This is a genomic window from Streptomyces sp. CNH287, from assembly GCF_000424825.1.
Window position 1 is genome coordinate 579,959 of record NZ_AUKQ01000004.1, and the last position, 20,850, is coordinate 600,808.

20 protein-coding genes are annotated in these 20,850 nt (G+C 73.8%); 14 read left to right on the forward strand and 6 right to left on the reverse strand.

All coding sequences use genetic code 11. The features are described 5' to 3' along the window. Positions 1 to 66: 66 nt before the first annotated feature. Positions 67 to 459, reverse strand: coding sequence for a VOC family protein (locus H299_RS0105805; protein ID WP_027747641.1), 393 nt, complete (start codon positions 457 to 459; stop codon positions 67 to 69). A gap of 91 nt (positions 460 to 550) precedes the next feature. Between H299_RS0105805 and H299_RS0105810 the strand changes: the two genes are divergently transcribed. After that, the gene (locus H299_RS0105810; RefSeq protein ID WP_027747642.1) at positions 551 to 1,087 is read left to right on the forward strand and encodes a GNAT family N-acetyltransferase; all 537 of its coding nucleotides are present in this window, start codon (positions 551 to 553) and stop codon (positions 1,085 to 1,087) included. Here the strand turns inward: H299_RS0105810 and H299_RS0105815 are convergent. Next, complete coding sequence (locus H299_RS0105815) at positions 1,071 to 1,754, reverse strand: glycerophosphodiester phosphodiesterase family protein (protein ID WP_027747643.1); 684 nt, start codon at positions 1,752 to 1,754, stop codon at positions 1,071 to 1,073. The genes H299_RS0105810 and H299_RS0105815 overlap by 17 nt on opposite strands. A 170-nt stretch (positions 1,755 to 1,924) precedes the next feature. Here H299_RS0105815 and H299_RS0105820 point away from each other — a divergent pair, with 170 nt between their 5' ends. From H299_RS0105820 to H299_RS0105835, 4 genes are all read left to right on the forward strand, one after another. Next, positions 1,925 to 3,322 carry a DUF6421 family protein gene (locus tag H299_RS0105820; RefSeq protein WP_027747644.1) on the forward strand — a complete coding sequence of 466 codons (1,398 nt, stop codon included), beginning with the start codon at positions 1,925 to 1,927 and terminating at the stop codon, positions 3,320 to 3,322. A 58-nt stretch (positions 3,323 to 3,380) separates the two neighbouring features. After that, positions 3,381 to 4,148, forward strand: a complete 768-nt coding sequence (locus tag H299_RS0105825) for an SDR family NAD(P)-dependent oxidoreductase (protein ID WP_027747645.1) — start codon at positions 3,381 to 3,383, stop codon at positions 4,146 to 4,148. Further along, a complete protein-coding gene (locus H299_RS0105830) occupies positions 4,145 to 5,236 on the forward strand; it encodes a threonine aldolase family protein (RefSeq protein ID WP_027747646.1) in 1,092 nt (363 codons plus the stop codon). The genes H299_RS0105825 and H299_RS0105830 overlap by 4 nt, the downstream gene beginning before the upstream one ends. Before the next feature lie 68 nt (positions 5,237 to 5,304). Next, the gene (locus H299_RS0105835; protein WP_027747647.1) at positions 5,305 to 5,880 is read left to right on the forward strand and encodes a transglutaminase-like domain-containing protein; all 576 of its coding nucleotides are present in this window, start codon (positions 5,305 to 5,307) and stop codon (positions 5,878 to 5,880) included. A gap of 94 nt (positions 5,881 to 5,974) precedes the next feature. On the opposite strand, the gene H299_RS0105840 is transcribed toward H299_RS0105835, so the two are convergent. Next, complete coding sequence (locus tag H299_RS0105840) at positions 5,975 to 6,694, reverse strand: lysophospholipid acyltransferase family protein (protein WP_027747648.1); 720 nt, start codon at positions 6,692 to 6,694, stop codon at positions 5,975 to 5,977. Positions 6,695 to 6,905: 211 nt separating this feature from the next. Between H299_RS0105840 and H299_RS0105845 the strand changes: the two genes are divergently transcribed. The 6 genes from H299_RS0105845 (at position 6,906) to H299_RS0105870 (ending at position 13,267) form a co-directional block, all read left to right on the forward strand. Beyond that, complete coding sequence (locus H299_RS0105845) at positions 6,906 to 7,223, forward strand: thioredoxin family protein (RefSeq protein ID WP_037757767.1); 318 nt, start codon at positions 6,906 to 6,908, stop codon at positions 7,221 to 7,223. A gap of 92 nt (positions 7,224 to 7,315) precedes the next feature. Then, positions 7,316 to 7,849 (forward strand): flavin reductase family protein, encoded by a 534-nt coding sequence (locus H299_RS0105850; protein ID WP_051262148.1) that lies wholly within the window; start codon positions 7,316 to 7,318, stop codon positions 7,847 to 7,849. Between the two features lie 223 nt (positions 7,850 to 8,072). Continuing rightward, entirely contained in the window at positions 8,073 to 8,858 is a 786-nt protein-coding gene (locus H299_RS0105855; RefSeq protein ID WP_027747651.1) for an electron transfer flavoprotein subunit beta/FixA family protein, read from the forward strand. Positions 8,859 to 8,934: 76 nt separating this feature from the next. Further along, complete coding sequence (locus H299_RS0105860) at positions 8,935 to 9,897, forward strand: electron transfer flavoprotein subunit alpha/FixB family protein (RefSeq protein ID WP_027747652.1); 963 nt, start codon at positions 8,935 to 8,937, stop codon at positions 9,895 to 9,897. A gap of 179 nt (positions 9,898 to 10,076) precedes the next feature. Continuing rightward, entirely contained in the window at positions 10,077 to 11,360 is a 1,284-nt protein-coding gene (locus H299_RS0105865; protein ID WP_027747653.1) for a DUF6986 family protein, read from the forward strand. Positions 11,361 to 11,431: 71 nt separating this feature from the next. Then, a complete protein-coding gene (locus H299_RS0105870; RefSeq protein WP_027747654.1) occupies positions 11,432 to 13,267 on the forward strand; it encodes a serine/threonine-protein kinase in 1,836 nt (611 codons plus the stop codon). A gap of 343 nt (positions 13,268 to 13,610) precedes the next feature. Here H299_RS0105870 and H299_RS0105875 read toward each other — a convergent pair whose 3' ends face one another. Then, positions 13,611 to 14,162, reverse strand: a complete 552-nt coding sequence (locus tag H299_RS0105875) for a glycoside hydrolase family 25 protein (RefSeq protein ID WP_027747655.1) — start codon at positions 14,160 to 14,162, stop codon at positions 13,611 to 13,613. Between the two features lie 120 nt (positions 14,163 to 14,282). After that, positions 14,283 to 15,269 carry a LacI family DNA-binding transcriptional regulator gene (locus H299_RS0105880; protein WP_078512507.1) on the reverse strand — a complete coding sequence of 329 codons (987 nt, stop codon included), beginning with the start codon at positions 15,267 to 15,269 and terminating at the stop codon, positions 14,283 to 14,285. Between the two features lie 326 nt (positions 15,270 to 15,595). Here H299_RS0105880 and H299_RS0105885 point away from each other — a divergent pair, with 326 nt between their 5' ends. Then, positions 15,596 to 16,546 (forward strand): ROK family protein, encoded by a 951-nt coding sequence (locus H299_RS0105885; protein ID WP_027747657.1) that lies wholly within the window; start codon positions 15,596 to 15,598, stop codon positions 16,544 to 16,546. A gap of 289 nt (positions 16,547 to 16,835) precedes the next feature. Continuing rightward, positions 16,836 to 17,858, forward strand: a complete 1,023-nt coding sequence (locus tag H299_RS0105890; protein ID WP_027747658.1) for an NUDIX hydrolase — start codon at positions 16,836 to 16,838, stop codon at positions 17,856 to 17,858. Between the two features lie 149 nt (positions 17,859 to 18,007). On the opposite strand, the gene H299_RS0105895 is transcribed toward H299_RS0105890, so the two are convergent. Continuing rightward, positions 18,008 to 19,381, reverse strand: coding sequence for a M20/M25/M40 family metallo-hydrolase (locus H299_RS0105895; RefSeq protein ID WP_486587161.1), 1,374 nt, complete (start codon positions 19,379 to 19,381; stop codon positions 18,008 to 18,010). 170 nt (positions 19,382 to 19,551) lie between these two features. Here H299_RS0105895 and H299_RS32410 point away from each other — a divergent pair, with 170 nt between their 5' ends. Then, positions 19,552 to 20,817: a geranylgeranyl reductase family protein gene (locus H299_RS32410; protein WP_486587169.1), complete on the forward strand. Its 1,266-nt coding sequence runs from the start codon at positions 19,552 to 19,554 to the stop codon at positions 20,815 to 20,817. Positions 20,818 to 20,850 lie beyond the last annotated feature (33 nt).

The window sequence follows — 20,850 nt, forward strand, 5'->3', positions numbered from 1 at the left end:
GTACGAGGCTGCCCCGGCCCGCCGGGCTTACGGGAGCGCACGGGGGCACCGCGGGGGCGTGGCGGCTCAGACGCCCGCGCGGTAGCGCAACGGGTGGTCCGCGGGCACCTCGACCACGCACAGCCGTACGCCGTCCGGAGCCGCGGCCCACAGCTCGATCAGCCCCCACGGTTCGCGGCGCGGTCCGCGCGTGATCCGCACGCCACGGGCGGCCAGTTCCTCGTGGGCAGCGGCGGCGTCCGCCACCTGGAGCCACAGGCGCAGCCCGGCGTGCTCCGGCCGCGGGGCCCGTCCGGACACCTCCAGGAAGCCGCCGCCCAGGAAGTACACCGTGCCGCGCTCCTGACCGGAACCGAACTCCCGGTATACGGACAGCCCCAGCGCCCCGCCGTAGAAGGCGCGGGCCGCCTCCGGGTCGGTGGGCCGCAGCAGGACGCGGCTGCTCAGCACGTGCACCATGCGGCGGACGATACGGCCGCGCGGCGGCCTCCGCCCGGTGGCGCACGAAAGCGACCCTGGGGTGCCCCGGCCTCCGTTAGGCTGTGGCCCCATGGACGACGCCTACGAGCCGGTCTTCCGCGACGCGACGGAGGACGACATACCGGCGCTGGTGCTGCTGATCGAGTCCGCCTACCGTGGCGACGCCAGCCGGGCGGGCTGGACCACGGAGGCCGACCTGCTGGCCGGGCAGCGTACCGACCCCGAGGGCGTGGCCGCCGTCGTCAAGGACCCCGACAGCAGGCTGCTGGCCGTCGAGCGCGCGGGCGAGCTGGTCGCCTGCTGCCAGCTGGAGCGGCGCGAGGGGCACGCCTACTTCGGGATGTTCGCCGTGCGCCCGCACCTCCAGGGCTCCGGCCTGGGCCGGGCCGTCCTGGCCGAGGCCGAGCGCGCCGCCCGTACGCGCTGGGGCGCCACCGAGATGCACATGACCGTCATCACCCAGCGCGACGACCTGATCGGCTGGTACGAGCGGCGCGGCTACGTGCGTACGGGCCGGATGAGCCCCTTCCCGTACGGCGACGAGCGCTTCGGCCTGCCGCAGCGCGACGACCTGGCCTTCGAGCTGCTCGTCAAGCCGCTGCCCTGACGGCCCGCAGGATCTCCGGCTGGTCGGTGACCACTCCGTCCAGCCGCAGCGCGCGGGCGCGGTCCAGCTGCTCGGGGGTGTTCACCGTCCAGCTGATGACCTTGATCCCGAAGCCGTGGCAGCGCTGTACGGTCTCCGCGTCCAGGTGACGCAGGTCCAGCGAGACCATCCCCGCGCCCAGCTCCCGCGCCCGCTCCGGGGCGCTCGGCGAACTCCTGCTCGCCACCAGCACCAGCGGCATCGCGGGCAGCTGCTCACGGGTCTCGCGCAGCGCGTCGTCGTGGAAGGAGATGACGGTGACGCGGTCGTGCAGGTCGTGCTCCCGGACGGCGTCCGCCAGCACCCGGGCCGCCGCCCGGTCCTTGATCTCGGCCTGGAGGGGTGACCGCACCGCCTCCACGACCTCCTCGAACACGGGGACCCGCTCGCCCTGCCCGGCGTCCAGGCCGCGCAGCTCGGCGAGGGTGAAGTCGCCGATGGGGCCGGAGCCGTCGGTGGTACGGGCCACGTCCGCGTCGTGCATCACCACCAGCGCGCCGTCCTTGCTCAGGTGCAGGTCCAGCTCGATGACGTCGAGCCCCTCGCGCTCGGCCCGGAGGAAGGAGCGCAGGGTGTTCTCGGGCTCCACGCCCATCAGCCCGCGATGTCCGACGGTGAGCAGTGACACGGCGCGTCCTCGCTTTCGGTGCGTGCGGAGCGTACGGGCACGTACGCGCGGCCAGCCTAGAGCCTCTCCCGCCGAGGTGGGGCGCAGCCGGTTCGTGAGGGCCACTTGAGCGCGGGATCGTCTTGCGGTTACCGTGTTCGTACGAGATTTTCTCCCGTGGAGGGCTGGTCATGACGGAAATTCTTTCGCCAGTCGGCAAGGGTGGTGACCTCCTGTCCGCGGACCGGGTGGTGGATCAGCCCGCGTGGCCGGTGCTGAAGGCCGCCGTGGAGGCGATCCGCCCCGCGCAGGACAAGCAGGGCGCTATCGACTTCACGGCGGAGGGCGCGCCCGCCCGGGCGGCCGTGGAGGCCGAGCTGGAGCGGGTGGTGACGGCGGTGGTGGAGCTGTCCCCGCTCCTGCCGCACGACGCCGCCTACCTGGAAGCGCTGGTGGCCGATCTGCGCCGGTGGGGCGCCGAGGGCTTCGGCGTGCCCGACTTCCTGGACTCCCTGCTCGCCTTCCAGCCCGCCCAGCAGCGGGCGGACGGCCTCCAGCACCTCGTGGTCTTCCCCATGTACACGCAGAACGGCAACCCGGACCGCAACCTGGAGGCCGTCGCCCTGCGCATGGTCTGGCCGGACTGGCTGGCCGAGCTGGAGCGCACCCGCTACGACAACCCGATGTTCTGCGGCATCACCTTCGAGGACTTCACCGCCGGCTACGACACCAACTCCGCGGTGCTCTTCCCGGAGACCATCGCGGTGCGCGAGGCCCCCGAGCGCTTCACCTGGGGCGGCATCTTCTGCGACCGCGAGGCTGCCCGCTTCCGCCGCGTCGTGGACGCCGCGTGCAAGGTCACCAGCCTGGAGCTGCCCGAGGACGCCCGCGGACTGCTGGCCGACCAGCAGCGCTGCCAGCAGACCTTCGTGCTGTGGGACATGATCCACGACCGCACGCACAGCCACGGCGACCTGCCGTTCGACCCGTTCATGATCAAGCAGCGGCAGCCGTTCTGGATGTACGGCCTGGAGGAACTGCGCTGCGACCTGACCGCCTTCCACGAGGCCGTCGCGCTGGAGGCGGACGGCTTCCCGCAGGGGCGCGACGTCCAGTACGCGGTGCTGCTCGACCGCCTCTTCCGCTTCCCGGTCACCGGCGCGCGCAACCGCAACTACGACGGCCTCGGCGGCCAGCTCCTCTTCGCCTACCTGCACCAGCACGACGCGCTGCGCTGGCGGGACAACCGCCTCACCGTCGACTGGGACCGCGCCCGGGAGGTGACGGTGCGGCTGCGCGAGGAGATCGAGACGCTCTACCGCGACGGCATCGACCGGCCCAAGATCGTGCACTGGTTCAAGGCGTACGACCTGGTGTCCGCCTACCTCGCGCCGCACCCGGGATCGACCTGGGCCAAGGGCCCCGACGCCCTGGACCTGAGCCTGCCGCCGCGCAAACTCGTGGACGACGTGCTCCCGGACGAGTTTCCGCTCAGCATGTTCTACGAGGCCCTCGCGAAGAAGCTGCGCGGTGTGATCACATCGACCAAGGGGATCACGGCGGAGTCCGCCGCCCTCGCGGCAGCGTGAAGGCCGGTACGGCCGGTACGGCGGGCGCGAGGGCGCCTGCGACAAGGAGGCTACGACGATGACGACGACACAGAGCAACGGGGCCGAAGCCCGGCTGGACGGCGCCGTCGTCGCCGTGGCCGGCGCGGGCGGCCCGGCGGGCCAGGCGGCGCTGCTGCGGCTGGCCGAGGCGGGCGCGACGGTGGTCGCCGCCGACGCGGACGCCCAGCGGCTGGCCGAGGCCGTGGACGCGGCGCGCTTCGCGCACGGCGGCGCGACGGTCACGGGGGACACCGTCGACCTGCTCGACCTGGACGCGAGCCGCCAGTGGGCCACCCGTACGGAGAAGGAGTTCGGCCGGGTGGACGGCCTCGTGCACCTGGTGGGCGGCTGGCGCGGTTCGGCGTCCTTCGCCGAGACCGATCTGGCCGACTGGGACGCGCTGCACAGCCTCCTGGTGCGCACCGTCCAGCACACCTCGCTCGCCTTCGAGGGCGGGCTGCGCCGCAGCGGCAACGGCCGCTACCTGCTCATCAGCGCCGCCGGAGCCAGTCGGCCGACGGCGGGCAACGCGGCGTACGCGGCGGCCAAGGCGGCGGCCGAGGCCTGGACGCTCGCCCTGGGCGACGCCTTCCGCAAGGCCGGAGGCGACGGCCCGCCGCCGGCCGCCGCGGCCGTCCTGGTCGTCAAGGCCCTGGTGAACGCGCAGATGCGGGCCGAGCGCCCGCAGGCCAAGTTCGCCGGATTCACGGACGTCAAGGAACTGGCGGAGGCCATCACCGGCACGTGGGCCGAGCCCACCCAGGAAGTGAACGGGACGCGCCTGTGGCTCACCCCCCAGCCGTGACGGCGCACGGCGCGGCCACCGCCGCCACGCAGGCCAAGCGGCGCCACGATCCGCAGGTGCGCGGCTTCGCCAGCGACAACTACGCGGGCGCGCACCCCGAGATCCTGGCGGCGCTCGCGCTGGCCAACGGCGGCCACCAGACGGCCTACGGCGGCGACGACTACACCGCGCACCTCCAGCAGGTGATGCGCAGCCACTTCGGTCCGTACGCGCACGCCTTCCCGGTCTTCAACGGCACCGGGGCGAACGTCGTCGCGCTCCAGGCGCTCACCGACCGGTGGGGCGCGGTGATCACGGCGGACACCGCCCACATCCACGTCGACGAGTGCGGCGCCCCCGAGCGGATCGGCGGGATCAAGCTGCTCACCGTGCCCACCGAGGACGGCAAGCTCACCCCCGAGCTGATCGACCGCGAGGCGTACGGCTGGGACGACGAGCACCGCGCCATGCCCCAGGTCGTCTCGATCGCGCAGAACACCGAACTGGGCACGCTCTACACGGCCGAGGAGATCCGGACCCTGTGCGAGCACGCGCACGAGCGCGGCATGAAGGTCCACCTCGACGGCGCCCGGCTGGCCAACGCGGCGGCCTCCCTCGACGTGCCGATGCGTGCTTTCACGCACGCCGCGGGGGTGGACATCCTGTCCTTCGGCGGCACGAAGAACGGCATGCTCTTCGGCGAGGCCGTGGTCGTGCTCGACCCCGGCCTCACGCGCGCGATGAAGCACCTGCGCAAGCTGTCGATGCAGCTCGCCTCCAAGATGCGCTTCATATCCGTGCAGTTCGAGGCGCTGCTGGCCCGCGACCTGTGGCTGCGCAACGCCCGCCACGCCAACGACATGGCCCAGCGCCTGGCCGCCGGGGTGCGCGCGGTGGAGGGCGTACGCGTCCTGCACCCCGTCCAGGCGAACGCCGTCTTCGCCCGCCTGCCGCACGAGGTGAGCGAGCGGCTCCAGAAGCGCTACCGCTTCTACTTCTGGGACGAGGCGGCCGGGGACGTGCGGTGGATGTGCGCGTTCGACACCACGGAGGAGGACGTGGACGGCTTCGTGGCCGCGCTGCGCGAGGAGATGGCCAAGGCACCCTGATGGCATAAATATACGGCCGACCGCAAATCCATTGACTCGCGGTCGGTCGTATTCCTACGCTGTGGTCCATGATCCTCACCCTGGAGACCGCCGACGAGGGAGCCTTCCTCGCCGCCGACGACGTCATCGACCACGAGCACCCGCTCGTCCGCGCCACCGCCGCCGCCCTGCGCGAGAAGGCCGCCGACGCGACCGGCTACGCACGGGCGGCCTTCACCTTCGTGCGCGACGAGATCCCGCACTCCAGGGACACCGGCGACCCCCGCGTCACCTGCCGCGCCTCCGAGGTGCTGCGCGAGCGCACCGGCATCTGCCACGCCAAGGCCCACGCGCTGGTCGCGCTGCTGCGGGCCGAGGGCATCCCCGCCGGGCTGTGCTACCAGCGGCTCGGCGTCGTGCACGGCTTGATCGCCCTCCGGCTCCCCGGGCACGGCTGGCAGCGCCAGGACCCCCGGGGCAACACCTCGGGAGTGGACGCCCGCTTCCGGCTCGACCGGGAGCAGCTGGCCTTCACCCCGGACCACCGCGCGGGCGAGTTCGACTTCCCGACGCTCTACGCCACGCCGCCCGGTGCCGTGCTCGACGCCCTGCGGCGCGCGCCCGACCGGGCCCGGCTGGAGGCCATGCTCCCAGTCACCCTCTGAACCACGGCACCGCGCGGCCTCCCGGCGCGGCGGCGCTCCCGCGGGGCCGTCCCGGCAGGGCGGGTCCCGCACGCTCCGTGCCGCTCGGCGCGGCTCAGAGCGCCTTCGCCTCCGCCGGGGTCGGCGCGGTGCCGCCCAGATGGGCGGGCAGCCACCACGTGTCGTCCTCGCTCCGGGGTACGCCCGGATACGCCCGCTGCGCCGACTCCAGCAGCTCCTGCACCCGGCCGCGCAGCCGTCTGGTGACACTCGCCGCGTACTCGCCCGGCTCGGCCTGGAGCGTCTCGCCCACGCGGATGGTGATGGGCAGGTGGTTGCGCCCGAAGTCCCGCTTGTGGCCCTTGGTCCACAGCCGCTGCGTGCCCCACAGCGCCACCGGCAGGAGTGGCACCTGGGCCTCCTGCGCCAGCCTGGCCGCACCCGACTTGAAGCTCTTGAGGGTGAAGGACTGCGAGATCGTCGCCTCCGGGAAGACGCCGATGATCTCTCCCGAACGCAGCGCCTTCAGCGCGTGCTTGTAGGCGTGCTCGCCCTGCTCGCGGTCGACCGGGATGTGCTTCATGGCCCGCATCAGGGGCCCGGACACCTTGTGCCGGAAGACCGACTCCTTCGCCATGAAGCGCACCAGCCGCTTGGCCGGCCGCGCGGCGAACCCGGTGAAGATGAAGTCCAGATAGCCGATGTGGTTGCTCACCAGTACCGCGCCGCCGCGCTCGGGCACGTTCTCCGCGCCCTGGATGTCGAACCGGAGGTCGAGGGCCTTGAAGAAGGTGCGCGCGACACCGATCACTGGTGGGTACACGAGCTCTGCCATGCGGGGGGACCCTTCTCGCCGGCGCCTGGGGTGGGGTCTCCCGGCGGCTTCATCGGAATAAGAACCTACGGATACGTAACTTCTGGCTGCCGCAGATCGTGCCCGAAAGACCCGCGGACGGCCACAGCGGGGGGTGGCCGGAGCGCGAGATCCTCATCACGTGCACGGCCTACCCGTGCGCCCGCGCCTCCCGCGCGTGCATCCTGGTGGCATGACCGGGCACCTGTCGGCCGCCGACCTCGGCGCCGAGCGGCTGGGCGAGCGAGCCACGCTCGTGCAGTTCTCGAGCGCCTTCTGCCAGCCATGCCGGGCCACCCGGCGGGTGCTGCGGGAGGTCAGCGCGATGATCGAGGGCGTCGCGCACTTGGAGATCGACGCCGAAGAGCACTTCGCGCTGGCCCGCAGCCTGCGGATCGCGGGTACGCCGACGGTCCTGGTCCTCGACGCGCGGGGGCGCGTCGTGCGGCGCGCGCTCGGGCAGCCTCGCAGGGTGGACGTGATCGCGGCGCTCGGCGCCGCCGTCGCGTGATCGGGCTCCCGAACTCCCGGCGCCGGGTTGACGCCCCGCGCCCAGTATCGTCAGGGTGACACTATGCCGGAGACAGGATCAGGACCAGGGCGTTGAGCGCGCCGAGCGCCGAGGGACCGGTGCGTACGACGGACCGGGCCGCGGAATCCGGGCTGCTGCGGGCCGCCTTCCGGGAGCACGCGGCCGGGGTCGCCGTGATCACCGCGCGCGGGGCGGCCGGGCCGGCGGGCTTCACCGCCACCTCCCTCACCTCCGTCTCCGCCGAACCGCCGCTGGTCTCCTTCGGTATCGGCACCGGCTCCTCCAGCTGGCCGGCCGTCGCCGAGGCCGGGTATGTCGGCGTGCACATCCTGGACGGGTCGTGCCGCGAACTCGCCGCCACCTTCGCGCGCAGCGGCGCCGACCGGTTCGCGCCGCCGACACGCTGGCACCATGGGCCCCACGGCGTACCGGTGCTGGACGGGACCGGGGCGTGGCTGGTGTGCCGGGTGGCGGCGCGGGTGCCGGCCGGTGACCACCGGCTGGTGCTCGCCGAGGTGACCGGCGGGGAGGTCCGCGGTGGCGGCGCGCCGCTCCTCTACCATCGGGGCCGCTTCCGCGTCCTGGGCGACCGGGAGCAGTCCTGAGAAGGCCCGGCCCAGGACGCGCGGAGGCGGCCGGGGCGCAGGCCGTGCAGGGTTGGCAAAGTCACATTCCGGCGCCCTTGATCTCGCCTGGCACGCCGCGTGTACTGGCGAGTAATATTGAGCGCACTGGCAAGCAGTAACGGGCAGCCACGAGTAATAAGCTGAGAGAAGACCGTCCTTCCCGGCCGGGAAGCGTGAGAGACGATGCAGTAGGAGAGCCGGCGTGAGCTTGAGGATCGTTGTCTGTGTGAAGTACGTGCCCGACGCCACCGGCGACCGGCGCTTCTCGAAGGACCTGACCACCGACCGCGACTCGGTGGACGGCCTGCTCTCGGAGCTGGACGAGTACGCGGTCGAGCAGGCGCTCCAGATCGCCGGCGAGGCGGACGACGCCGAGGTCACCGTGCTGACCGTCGGCCCGGAGGACGCGAGCGACGCACTGCGCAAGGCGCTTTCCATGGGCGCGGACAAGGCCGTGCACGTCGAGGACGACGACCTGCACGGCACGGACGCGCTGGGCACCTCGCTGGTGCTCGCCAAGGCCGTCGAGAAGACCGGGTTCGACCTGGTCGTCTGCGGCATGGCCTCCACGGACGGCACCATGGGCGTGCTCCCGGCGATGCTCGCCGAGCGCCTGGGCGTGCCGCAGGTGACGCTGCTCTCCGAGGTCGCGGTCACCGGCGGCACGGTCACCGGCCGCCGCGACGGCGACACCGCCACCGAGCTGCTCGAGGCGTCCCTGCCGGCCGTCGTCTCGGTGACCGACCAGTCGGGCGAGGCCCGCTACCCCTCCTTCAAGGGCATCATGGCCGCCAAGAAGAAGCCGGTGCAGTCGCTGGACCTGGACGACCTGGACATCGACGCGGACGAGGTCGGCCTGGAGGGCGCCTGGACCGCGGTCGACGAGGCCACCGAGCGTCCGCCGCGTACGGCGGGCACCGTGGTCAAGGACGAGGGCGAGGGCGGCAAGCAGCTCGCCGACTACCTCGCGGCGCAGAAGTTCGTCTGACGCCGCCCGGCGGACCGTACCGCCAAACCGTCCGCCCCCGCCCGTCCCGCACTCTTTACCTCGCAGGAGAACCCTCATGGCTGAAGTCCTTGTCTACGTCGACCACGTGGACGGCGCCGTCCGCAAGCCCACCCTCGAACTGCTCACCCTGGCCCGCCGCCTGGGCGACCCGGTCGCCGTGCACCTGGGCCCGGGCGCGGCGGAGGCCGCCGAAGTGCTCGGCGAGTACGGCGCGGTGAAGGTGCTGGCCGCCGACGCCCCCGAGTTCGCCGACTACCTCGTCGTACCGAAGGTGGACGCGCTCCAGGCCGCCTTCGACGCAGTCTCCCCGGCCGCCGTGCTGGTGCCCTCGTCCGCCGAGGGCAAGGAGATCGCGGCCCGGCTCGCGGTCCGCACCGGCTCCGGCATCATCACCGACGCCGTCGACCTGGTGGGCGGGGACGAGGGTCCGGTGGCCACCCAGTCGGCCTTCGCCGCCGGATACACCACCAAGTCGCGCATCACCAAGGGCACCCCGGTCATCACCGTGAAGCCCAACTCGGCGGCCCCCGAGGCCGCTCCGGCGGCCGGCGCGGTCGAGGAGCTGGCCGTCTCCTTCGGTGAGCAGGCGCGGGGCACCAAGGTGACCTCGCGCTCCGCGCGGGAGTCGACCGGCCGTCCCGAGCTGACCGAGGCCGCCATCGTGGTCTCCGGCGGCCGGGGCGTCAACGGCGCCGAGAACTTCCACGTCATCGAGTCCCTGGCGGACTCCCTCGGTGCGGCCGTCGGCGCCTCCCGCGCCGCCGTGGACGCGGGCTGGTACCCGCACTCCAGCCAGGTCGGCCAGACCGGCAAGTCCGTCTCGCCGCAGCTCTACATCGCGGCCGGGATCTCCGGCGCCATCCAGCACCGGGCGGGCATGCAGACCTCCAAGACGATCGTGGCCATCAACAAGGACGCCGAGGCCCCGATCTTCGAACTGGTCGACTACGGCGTCGTCGGCGACCTCTTCCAGGTCGTCCCGCAGCTCACCGACGAGGTGCGCGCCCGCAAGGGCTGAGCCGCCCCGCCGGCCGGCGGCTCGCCCGCCCCGGACCCCCGTACGCGCCGCGTGCGGGGGTCCGCGCTTTCCGCCGCGCCCCCCTTGACGGCCGCGAGGGCCGGGAATAGCGTCCCGGCCAGGAGTTCAACGATTTGTTGATTTCTGCTCGGCGGTACGGCGACGGGAGTGCGGCGCACATGACGCAGGACGAGGACGGCAGGACGGCCACCACCTTCGCGGACTCCGTACACGAGAGCATCGGCGCCTCCCTCGCGGGCGTGGACGCCGAGCTGGCCCGCCGCTACCCCGGTGACCCCGGCACCCGGCAGCCCGTGCACACCGTCTACGTCCCCGCCGACGCCGTCACCGCAGACACCGCCCGCACCTGGGGCGAGGAGGCCCTCGCCCTGCTCGACGCGCACGCCCCCGACGCCGCCGCCCTCGCCGCCGTGCTCGGCCTCCCCGACGACGCCGCCGCGCCCGTCCACCAGCGCCTGCGCGCCAAACTCGAACGGGAGCCCGTCGAGGACCTCCGCATCGACTTCGAGGACGGCTACGGCACCCGCCCCGACTCCGAGGAGGACGCGGACGCCGCCCGCGCCGCCCGCCTGGTGGCCGACGCGTACGCCCCCGGCGCCCCGGGGCCGGTGCCCGTCTGGACGGGCATCCGGATGAAGTGCCTGGAGGCGGCCGTCCGGGACCGCGGCATCCGCACCCTGGACATCTTCCTGACCGGGCTCATGGAGGCGGGCGGGCTGCCCGAGGGGCTCGTCCTCACCCTGCCCAAGGTCACCTACCCCGAGCAGGTGCGCGCGATGGTGCGGCTGTGCGAGGAGTTCGAGGAGGCACGCGGCCTGAGGGCCGGCCGGATCGGCTTCGAGATCCAGATCGAGACCACCCAGGCCGTCCTCGGCGCGGACGGCCGCGCCACCGTCGCCCGTATGATCGACGCCGCCGGCGGGCGGGCCACCTCCCTGCACTACGGCACGTTCGACTACAGCGCCGCCTGCGGGGTGAGCGCCGAACACCAGGCGATGGACCACCCCGCCGCCGACCACGCCAAGGCGGTGATGCAGGTCGCCGCGGCGGGCACCGGCGTACGCCTCTCGGACGGCTCGACCAACGTCCTCCCCGTCGGCTCCGCCGTGCGGGTGCACGAGGCATGGCGGCTGCACTACTCCCTCGTGCGGCGCTCCCTGGCCCGCGCCTACTACCAGGGCTGGGACATGCATCCGGGCCAACTGCCCACCCGCTACGCCGCGGTGTACGCCTTCTACCGCGAGGGGCTCGAACGCGCGGCGGCCCGGCTCGCCCGCTACGCGGGCCGCGCCCCGGGCGACGTGCTGGACGAACCGGCGACCGCCCGCGCACTCAGCGGGCACCTGCTGCGCGGTGTGGACTGCGGCGCCCTCGATCTCGCAGAGATCGCCCGGCTCACCGGCCTCACCCGCACCGAGCTGGACCGGCTGGCCGGGCGGTGAACGCGAGAGTAGCCTCCGCCTGCCCGTAGGCTGGCGTCCGCACGAGGCGCGGACGATGGGGGCATACGTCAGTGAAGTCTTCGGGGGAGAACGGGGCGACGGGGGCCGGCCGGCTGCTCGCCGGCCGCTACCGGGTGATCGACCAGCTGGGCCGGGGCGGCATGGGCGTGGTGTGGCGCGCCCTGGACGAGGTGCTGGGGCGCGAGGTCGCCGTCAAGGAACTGCGGGCGTACCCGGACGCCCCGGCGGCCGAACTCGCCGCCCTGCGGCTGCGGATGGAGCGCGAGGCGCGCGCGGCGGCGCGGGTACGGCACCCCGGTGTCGTCGCGGTGCACGACATCGCGGAGCATGAGGGCCGTCCCGTCATTGTGATGGAGCTGGTCAACGGGCCGTCGCTGGACGACGTACTGCGCGAGCGGGGCACCCTCCCGCCGTCCCGGGCCGCCGACATAGGGGCCAGTGTGTTGGACGCGCTCGCCGCCGCGCATCGCGTCGGAGTGCTCCACCGCGACGTCAAACCGGGCAACGTGCTGCTGGAACACGGGGGTCGGGTGGTGCTGACCGACTTCGGGATCGCCACGTTGGAGGAGTCCGGCGAGGGTTCGGTCACCCGGCTCACGGGCAGCGGTGAACTCGTCGGCTCCCTCGACTACCTGGCCCCGGAGCGGGCGCGCGGAGAGGAGCCCGGTCCGGCGTCCGACGTCTGGTCCCTGGGAGCCACGCTGTACGCGGCGCTGGAGGGCGCCTCGCCGTTCCGGCGCACCTCGACCTGGTCGACGCTGACCGCGATCGTCGTCGAACCGCTGCCGGAGCCGCGCAACGCCGGGCCGCTCGGGCCCGCGCTGGCCGAACTGATGGACAAGGACCCCGCCCGGCGGGCCGACGCGGGATACGCGGCGGCGGTGCTGCGTGCCGCCGCCGCGGGCGAGCCGCGCCCGGCCGCGCCCGGCACCCTGCGGCTCCGGCCGGACGAGGCGGAGGACTCCGGGGACGCGGCCGGCGCCGACGAGGCGGAGGGCTCCGCCGCCGCGGGCGTACCGCATGCCCCGACCGTACGCAGCGAACCTGGCCCGGCGCCGGAGGGTTTCGGGCCGCCGCCCGCCCCCGTCGCGCCCGAGCCGGTGCCGGACCCGGTGGCCGTCGTGTCGGGCGGGCAGGGGACGCCGCCCGCCCGCGGGGCGGCCCTGCGGCGCAGGCGCCGCGCGGCGGTGGCGGCCTCGGTGGCCGCCGTGCTGCTGGCCGGGGCGGGCGCGGCCTACCTCGCCGTGTCCGGAGGCGGCGACGGCGGGACGGCGGCATCCCCCGAGGGTTCCCAGGCACCGGCCGCCGAGGAGCGCGTGGCCGACGACGACGCAGAGGGGACCGGGGACCGTACGGAGCACTCCGATCCCGCCCCGGACAAGTCGGCCCCGGAGAGCGAGGAACCAGCCGGTGTGCCGGACGGCTCCTCGGACGAGGGTGCGGGAGCTGACCGGGGCGAGGAGAAGGATCAGGAGCGGGAGGGCGGCTCCGAGGGGGCGTCAGGCTCCCAGGGCGGCAGCGGGGGAGCGGACGGCGGCTCCGGCGGCGACACGGGCGGCTCGGACACGGGCGGCGGTTCGGACGAAGCGGACCCAGCTCCCGCGCCCACCTGCCACGCCATCGGGGACGGCAAGTACAACTGCGAGGTGTGGCAGACGGCCGACTCCTACAACGACGCGCACCAGGTGGTCGGCACGCTCCGGAAGGGCACCAACTACTTCTTCTGCCAGCAGCGGACGGCCCGCCGCGTGACCTCCGGCCGCTGGACGAACGTCTGGTGGGCCAAGACCGACGACGACAGCGGCAATCGCGCGGTGTGGGTCAGCGTCGTCTACGTCAAGGGCGGCGACAACGACGCGCCCGTGCCGGGCCTGCCCCGGTGCTAGGCTCTGTCGTCAAAATGGCGGCGTCCGGCCGGAGGCCGGGCTGTGCGGCGTGTGGTGCGTGCGCTCGCAAGGCTACGGACTCGTCCTCGTACCGGGCTGTACGTGGGCGGTTCCGACGGCGCGGCGAGCATGGGGCCTCCCCAGGCCCGAAGGGCCGAGGCATGGGGCCTCCCCAGGCCCGAAGGGCCGAGGGGACGCGTGCCAGGTGTCGCACAGCAGGCGACATTGTGACGCATGCCCGCCTTGCGGGCGGACGGCGTCACTTGTCAGTCGCCACCTAGGTGTACGAGCCCACTCGGCGCTGGACGACGCGCCCCGGCGGGCCGGGGCGGTCGCCGGGGGGTCAGGCGGTGGCCCAGTCGCGCAGCGCGGCGCGGCTGGAGAAATCCGCGACGTTCTTGTCGAGCGGGTTGCTCGTGTACTGGTGGATGCGCCACTTCGCCTGGATCCGGGGCTTGCCCGCCGACACGTAGTCGGCGATCCACAGCCCGTCGCCCGCGTACGAGGTGGTGTCGCGGTTGAGCCAGAAGTCGCGGTTGCAGTAGAGCAGGACGCGGTGCGAGGGCCGGAGCTTCTTCACCTCGCGGATGAACTGGTCCTTCTGCGCGTTGCTCGCGGCGCTGCCCTCGCTCGTCCTCTCCCAGTCGGCCGCGAGCAGGTCGCCCTTGCGCTCGCCCGCCTTGGAGACGAAGTACTCCGCCTGCGCCTTGATGTTCCCCGGCCACAGGAAGTGGTAGAAGCCGACGACGCAGCCCGCGTCGCGTGCCTTCTTGGCCTGGTCGGACATGCGTGGGTTGACGTAACTGCGGCCCTCGGTCGCCTTGGTGATCACGAAATCCAGGCCGTCCGGGTCAAAGGAGGACTGGTGCGAACTCACATCGATTCCGCGCAGCATGCGGCCCGCCTCCAAACTGGGGTGGGGGGAGCGGTCCCCACGGAGTGTTCCCGCCGATTGGATGGTTTACGCCGATATCGGAGCATGCAGTGTGCCGAAGCACCCGTATTCGCCCAACTCTCAGTCACGCGGGGGCAGTTCGCCCGATCCTCGGATGATGAGCCGGGTCGGCAGGGTGCGCCGCTGGGTGGTGCGGTCCGCGCCCTCCAGCCGCCGGAAGAGCAACTCTGCTGCGGTGCGCCCCAGTTGCGCCGGGGCCTGGGCGACCACGGTGACCGCGGGCGAGAGCAGGTCGGCCAACTCGAAGTCGTCGAAGCCCACCAGTGCGACCCGTCGGCCCAGGGAGGCGAGCACCCGCACCATCGTCACCGTGACCCGGTTGTTCCCGGCGAAGAGCGCGGTCACCGCGCCGGGCCCGTCCAGCAGGCGCGTGGTCTCCGCCGTCACCCGCGCCGGATCGGTGGAGCCCATGGAGACCCAGGACTCCTCCACGGGCAGCCCCGCGTCCTCCATCGCCGCCCGGTAGCCGCGCAGCCGCTCGGCCGCCGTCTGGATGCGCGGCTGGTCGCCCACGAAGCCGATGCGCCGGTGCCCGTGCGCGATCAGGTGCGCGGTCCCCTCACGCGCGCCCGCGAAGCTGTCGGTGAGTACCACATCGGCCTCGATCAGCCCCGGCGACCGGTCGACGAAGACGGTCGCCACCCCGGCCGCGATCTCGGGCTGGAGATAGCGGTGGTCGTCACCGGCCGGGACGATCACCAGGCCGTCCACCCGGCGCGCGCACAGGGCCAGTACCAACTCCTGCTCGCGCACCGGGTCCTCGGCGCTGGACCCGTTGATCAGGAGTGCGCCGTGCAGTCGCGCCACCTCCTCGACCGCGCGGCTCAGCGGGGCGTAGAAGGGGTCCGCCAAGTCCTCCAGGACCAGCCCGACGCTGGCGGTACGGCCCTTGCGCAGCACGCGGGCGCTGTCGTTGCGGCGGAACCCGAGCGCGGTGATCGCCTCGTGCACCCGGCGCACGGTGTCCGGGGAGACGCCCTCCTCGCCGTTCACCACGCGCGAGACGGTCTTGAGCCCGACGCCCGCGCGGGCGGCGACGTCCTTCATGGTGGGCCGGTTGCCGTAGCGGCTCGCCGTGTTGGCGGCGGTGGGACGAGCGGCGGTGGGACGGGAGGCGGTGTCGGGCACGGGAGGGTTCCTGTTCTCGTTGTCCGCGGAGCGACCGGGACGGTGACGCGGTGGTGGTGCGGTGGTGGCTCGGTGCTGCGGAAGCCTGGCGGGGCGGGTGGTGCCGTAACGGAACCACGCCCCGCCGCGCTGAGCGTGGTGACCGGGACATCCTAGCTGGACAACGTTGTCAGCACGCGCGAGACTGACCTCCGCACCGCTCCCGCCCGGGGCGCGGGAGGGCCTCACCGGGAGAGACGGACAGTATGCACACCGACCTCGTCGCCGCGCTCGACATCGGCGGCACCAAGATCGCGGGTGCCGTCGTGGACGGAACCGGCGCGCTGCTGGCCCGCGCGCGCCGCCCCACGCCCGGGCGGGCGGAAGCCGGGCAGGTGATGGCCGCGGTCGCCGAGGTGCTCGGGGAGCTGACCGCGCTGCCGCTGTGGCCGCGGGTCGGCGGGGTGGGCATCGGCAGCGCCGGCCCGGTCGACGCGGTGGCGGGCACGGTCAGTCCGGTCAACATCCCGGGCTGGCGGGCCTATCCGCTGGTGGCCGAGGTCCGCGAAAGGGTCGGCGGACTGCCTGTGACCCTGGTCGGCGACGGCGTGGCGATGGCCGCCGCCGAGCACTGGCAGGGCGCGGCGCGCGGCCGTACGGCGGCGCTGTGCATGGTCGTCTCGACCGGCGTGGGCGGCGGGCTGGTCCTCGGCGGCGAGCTGTACACCGGGCCGACGGGCAACGCCGGGCACATCGGCCATGTCGTCGTCGACCTGGACGGCGACCGCTGCCCGTGCGGCGCCCGCGGCTGCGTGGAACGCATCGCCAGCGGCCCGAACATCGCGGCCCGGGCGCTCGCGGAGGGCTGGCGGCCCGGCCCGGACGGCGACCGCAGCGCCGCCGCGGTCGCCGCCGCGGCCCGCGCCGGCGACCCGGTGGCCGCGGCCTCCTTCGCGCGCGCGGCCCGCGCCCTCGCGGCCGGGATAGCCGCGACGGCGGCACTGGTCGAGATCGAGATCGCGGTGGTGGGCGGCGGCGTGGGGCGCGCGGGCGAGGTCCTCTTCACGCCGCTGCGCCGGGCGCTGTCGGAGTTCGCCACACTGTCGTTCGTGCGGGAGCTGCGGATCGTCCCCGCGCAGACGGGCACCGACGCCGGGCTGCTCGGCGCGGCGGCGGCCGGCCGGGACCTGTGGCGGCGCAACGCCCCCGCACGCTGAGGGAGTTCTCGGCACGGCGCGGTCCGCGCGACGCCCTTTGCGGCAGTTTTCGTGGCCGGTTCGCTACGGTCCATGGCCCGTCCAGTGCCGCGCCGGATGTCTTGCGCGCCCCGGTGCCGTGGAGTTTCCGCTGCTCCAGGCGCCTGCCACGGCCGCGCCAGGCGGACGGCGTGCGCGCCGTAGCGCGGGGCGCGCGCCGTGCCCGCCCCACGCGGGCGGCGACCCGGCGCGTTTCCGTGGCAGGGTGCAGTGGGCAACTGAACGGAGGGGCGAAGGAAGAGGGGGAAGCGTGATCGTCTGGCTGAACGGCGCCTTCGGCGCAGGCAAGACCACCGCGGCGTACGAACTTCTGGACCTGATCCCGGGAAGCACGCTCTACGACCCGGAGCTGCTCGGCGCGGGGTTGCGTGTGATGCTGCCCAAGGAACGGATGGGGCAGGTGGACGACTTCCAGGACCTGCCCGCCTGGCGGCGGCTCGTCGCCGACACCGCCGCGGCGCTGCTGACCGAGGTGCCCGGCCCGCTGATCGCGCCGATGACGCTGCTGCGCCAGGAGTACCGGGACGAGATATTCGGTGCGCTGGCCGCGCGCCGGGTCTCGGTGTGCCATGTCCTGCTGCATGCCGAGGAAACGATCCTCCGGCACCGCATCGGCAACCGCGCCGCGATCGGCGGCGGCTCCACGGCCGACTGGTGCCTGGACCGGCTCGCGGAGTACCGGGACGCGCTGCCCTGGATCACCGCCGACGCGCACACCGTCGACACCAGCCGTCTCAGCCCGCGCCGGACCGCCGAGCGGGTGGCGGAGGCGATACGGGAGGGCGCCGGGGCGCTGGACATCGTGCAGACACCGGAGCCGCGGGCGGAGACCCTGGCGGCGGGTGTGCTGCTGTTCGACGAACATGACCGGGTACTGCTGGTGGACCCGACCTACAAGCCCGGCTGGGAGTTCCCCGGCGGCATCGTCGAGCCGGGTGAGCCGCCCGCCCGTGCCGGGATGCGCGAGGTCGCCGAGGAGCTCGGGATCGAACTGGCCGATGTGCCGCGGCTGCTGGTGCTCGACTGGGAGGCGCCCTGCCCCCCGGCCTTCGGCGGTCTGCGACTGCTCTTCGACGGCGGGCGGCTGGAGTCGGCGCGGGCCGCGGACCTGCTGCTCCAGGGGGACGAGCTGCGGGACTGGCTCTTCGTGAGCGAGGAGGAGGCGGCGCGGCTGCTGCCGCCGGTGCGGTACCGGCGGCTGAGGTGGGCACTGCGCGCACGGGAGCAGGGCACCACTCTCAACCTGGAGGCCGGCGCGCCGGTCGGCATCTGACGCCGACGGCGCGCCCGCATGGCGGAGGGCCGTCCCCGTGCCGGGCGTACGCGGCTGGTCCCGACGGCGCGGCGACGGATGGGGTCTCCCGCGTGCGCACGCCAGGCGCCATGTGCCGGACACCGGCCCAGGACCGGCCACGCCCCGGCTCAGCCCGCGACGTGCGCCGCCGCGTACTTCCGCAGGAAGAGCGCCTCGCCCACCGACATCGCCTCCAGCTCGCCGGGGGAGACGCTCTCGTCGACCGCGTGGATACGGGCCTCCGGCTCGCTCAGCCCGATCAGCAGAATCTCCGCCTCGGGGTAGAGCGCGGCCAGCGTGTCGCACAGCGGGATCGAGCCGCCCTCGCCGGCGACGGCCATCTCCGTACCGCCGTACGCCTCCCGCAGCGCCTCGGCCATCGCCGCGTACGCCGGGCTGGTGGTGTCCGCGCGGAACGGCTGGCCCTGGCCCACGACTTCGGCCCGCACCCGCGCCTTCCACGGGGCGTGCGACTCCAGGTGCGCGATCAGCAGGGCGGTGGCCTCGTCGGCGTCGGTGCCCGGCGGCACCCGCAGATTGACCAGCGCCCGCGCAGTGGCCGGTACGGACGGGGTGGCGCCGACCACCGGCGGGCAGTCGATGCCCAGCACGGTGACGGCCGGACGGGCCCAGAGGCGGTCGGCCACCGTGCCCGATCCGATCAGCTCCACCCCCTCCAGCACGTGGGCGTCCTGGCGGAAGGCCGCCTCCTCGTACTGGAGGCCGTCCCAGCCGGCGCCCGCCTCCAGTCCGTCGACGCGGGTCGTGCCGTCGGGGGCGCGCAGCGAGTCGAGCATCCGTATCAGCGCGGCGAGCGCGTCGGGGGCGGCGCCGCCGAACTGCCCCGAGTGCAGGTTGCCTTCGAGGGTGTCGACCTGGACGGTGACCTTCGTCATCCCGCGCAGGCTGGCGGTGACGGTGGGCAGGCCGATCCGGAAGTTGCCGGTGTCGCCGATGACCACCGCGTCGGCGGTGAGCAGGTCGGGGTGGGCCTCCGCGTACCGCTCCAGGCCTCCGGTGCCCTGTTCCTCGGAGCCCTCCACGATCACCTTGACGCCGACGGGGATGCCGCCGTTCGCGCGCAGCGCCCGCAGGGCGAGCAGGTGCATGATGACCCCGCCCTTGCAGTCCGCGGCGCCCCGGCCGAACCAGCGCCCGTGCCGCTCGGTCAGTTCGAAGGGCGGTGAGGTCCAGGCGTCCTCGTCCAGCGGCGGCTGCACGTCGTAGTGCGCGTACAGCAGCACGGTCGGCGCGCCCGGCGGGCCGGACAGCTCGCCGTAGACGGACTGGCTGCCGTCGGGCGTGTCCAGCGTGCGGACGTCCTCGAAGCCCTCGGCGAGCAGCGCCTCGTGCACCCAGCGGGCCGCCGCCTCGCACTCGCTCACCGGGAACTGCGCGGGATCGGCCACGGAGCGGAAGGCCACCAGCGCGGCCAGCTCCCGCCTGGCTTCCGGCAGCAGGGAGGAAACGGTGTCCGCCAGCGGGCTCCGGCTCAGGGTCATGGGAACGCTCCTTGGGGGCGCGACGTTGGGCACGTAGTCACGCACATGCGTGCGAGGGTGAGGCAGGCCGATCCTCCCACAGCGCGACCGGGCACCGGGGGCGCCGTAGGATGCGGTCGGGCCTTGGCGGACTACTCGACGTACTCGACGACCGGGAGCGGCAGCACATCGTGAGCAGCGAGAACGCATCCAGTGGCAGTGAGCCGGAGCGCATCGTGTGGGACGTCGTCGTGGTGGGCGCCGGCCCGGCCGGCGCGTCCGCGGCCTACGCGGCGGCCGTCGCGGGGCGTCGCGTACTGCTGCTGGAGAAGTCCGAGCTGCCGCGGTACAAGACGTGCGGCGGCGGCATCATCGGCCTCTCGCGGGACGCCCTGCCGCCGGGTTTCGAGCTGCCCCTGCGCGATCGGGTGCATGCGGTGACCTTCTCGCTCAACGGCAGGCTGAGCCGTACGCGGCGCTCCAAGCGGATGCTCTTCGGGCTGATCAACCGCCCGGAGTTCGACCACGCGCTGGTGGAGTCCGCGATCCGCGCCGGTGCCGCGGTGCGTACGGGCGTCACGGTCTCGCGGGTCGAGCAGCACGGCTCCTTCGTGCCGGACCGGCGTACGGTCGCCGTCGTCCTGGCGGGCGAGGAGGAGCCGGTGCTCGCCCGCGCGGTGGTCGGCGCGGACGGCAGTGCCAGCCGCATAGGGGCACACGTCGGGGTCAAGCTCGAGCAGGTCGATCTCGGCCTGGAGGCGGAGATCCCGGTTCCCGACAGCGTCGCGGAGGACTGGGCGGGCCGGGTGCTCATCGACTGGGGCCCGCTGCCGGGCAGTTACGGCTGGGTGTTCCCCAAGGAGGGCACGCTCACGGTCGGGGTGATCTCCGCGCGCGGCGAGGGCGCCGCCACCAAGCGCTATCTCGACGACTTCGTGGCGCGGCTCGGCCTGGCGGGCTTCCCGCCCAGCGTCTCCTCCGGCCACCTCACCCGCTGCCGGACGGACGACTCGCCGCTCTCCCGCGGCCGGGTCCTGGTGTGCGGGGACGCGGCCGGACTGCTGGAGCCGTGGACGCGCGAGGGCATCTCGTTCGCGCTGCGGTCCGGGCGGCTCGCGGGCGAGTGGGCGGTGCGGATCGCCGAGTCGCACGACGCGGTGGACGCCCGCCGCCAGGCGCTCAACTACGCCTTCGCGGTCAAGGCCGGGCTCGGCGTGGAGATGGGTGTCGGACGCCGGATGTTCAAGATCTTCCTGCGGCGCCCCGGCCTGCTGCACGCGGCCCTGACCGGCTTCCGCCCGGCGTGGAACGTCTTCGCCCGGATCACCCGGGGCACGACCTCGCTCGCCGAGATCGTCCGCGCCCACCCCGTGGCCCGCCGGGCACTGGACACGCTGGACCGGCCGCCGGCGGCGGCGCCCGTCGCGGCGGCGGAGCCGGCCACCCGGGCGGACTGAGGGCCGGACCGCGCGTGGAGCGGGAAGGACGGG

Coding starts and splice junctions, on each gene's coding strand:
- H299_RS0105820 (WP_027747644.1), top strand. CDS start 1,925: ATGACGGAAATTCTTTCGCCAGTCGGCAAGGGTGGTGACCTCCTGTCC.
- H299_RS0105825 (WP_027747645.1), top strand. CDS start 3,381: ATGACGACGACACAGAGCAACGGGGCCGAAGCCCGGCTGGACGGCGCC.
- H299_RS0105885 (WP_027747657.1), top strand. CDS start 15,596: ATGCACACCGACCTCGTCGCCGCGCTCGACATCGGCGGCACCAAGATC.
- H299_RS0105875 (WP_027747655.1), bottom strand. CDS start 14,162: ATGCTGCGCGGAATCGATGTGAGTTCGCACCAGTCCTCCTTTGACCCG.
- H299_RS0105880 (WP_078512507.1), bottom strand. CDS start 15,269: ATGAAGGACGTCGCCGCCCGCGCGGGCGTCGGGCTCAAGACCGTCTCG.
- H299_RS0105895 (WP_486587161.1), bottom strand. CDS start 19,381: ATGACCCTGAGCCGGAGCCCGCTGGCGGACACCGTTTCCTCCCTGCTG.
- H299_RS0105840 (WP_027747648.1), bottom strand. CDS start 6,694: ATGGCAGAGCTCGTGTACCCACCAGTGATCGGTGTCGCGCGCACCTTC.
- H299_RS0105845 (WP_037757767.1), top strand. CDS start 6,906: ATGACCGGGCACCTGTCGGCCGCCGACCTCGGCGCCGAGCGGCTGGGC.
- H299_RS0105860 (WP_027747652.1), top strand. CDS start 8,935: ATGGCTGAAGTCCTTGTCTACGTCGACCACGTGGACGGCGCCGTCCGC.
- H299_RS0105805 (WP_027747641.1), bottom strand. CDS start 459: ATGGTGCACGTGCTGAGCAGCCGCGTCCTGCTGCGGCCCACCGACCCG.
- H299_RS0105835 (WP_027747647.1), top strand. CDS start 5,305: ATGATCCTCACCCTGGAGACCGCCGACGAGGGAGCCTTCCTCGCCGCC.
- H299_RS0105865 (WP_027747653.1), top strand. CDS start 10,077: ATGACGCAGGACGAGGACGGCAGGACGGCCACCACCTTCGCGGACTCC.
- H299_RS0105810 (WP_027747642.1), top strand. CDS start 551: ATGGACGACGCCTACGAGCCGGTCTTCCGCGACGCGACGGAGGACGAC.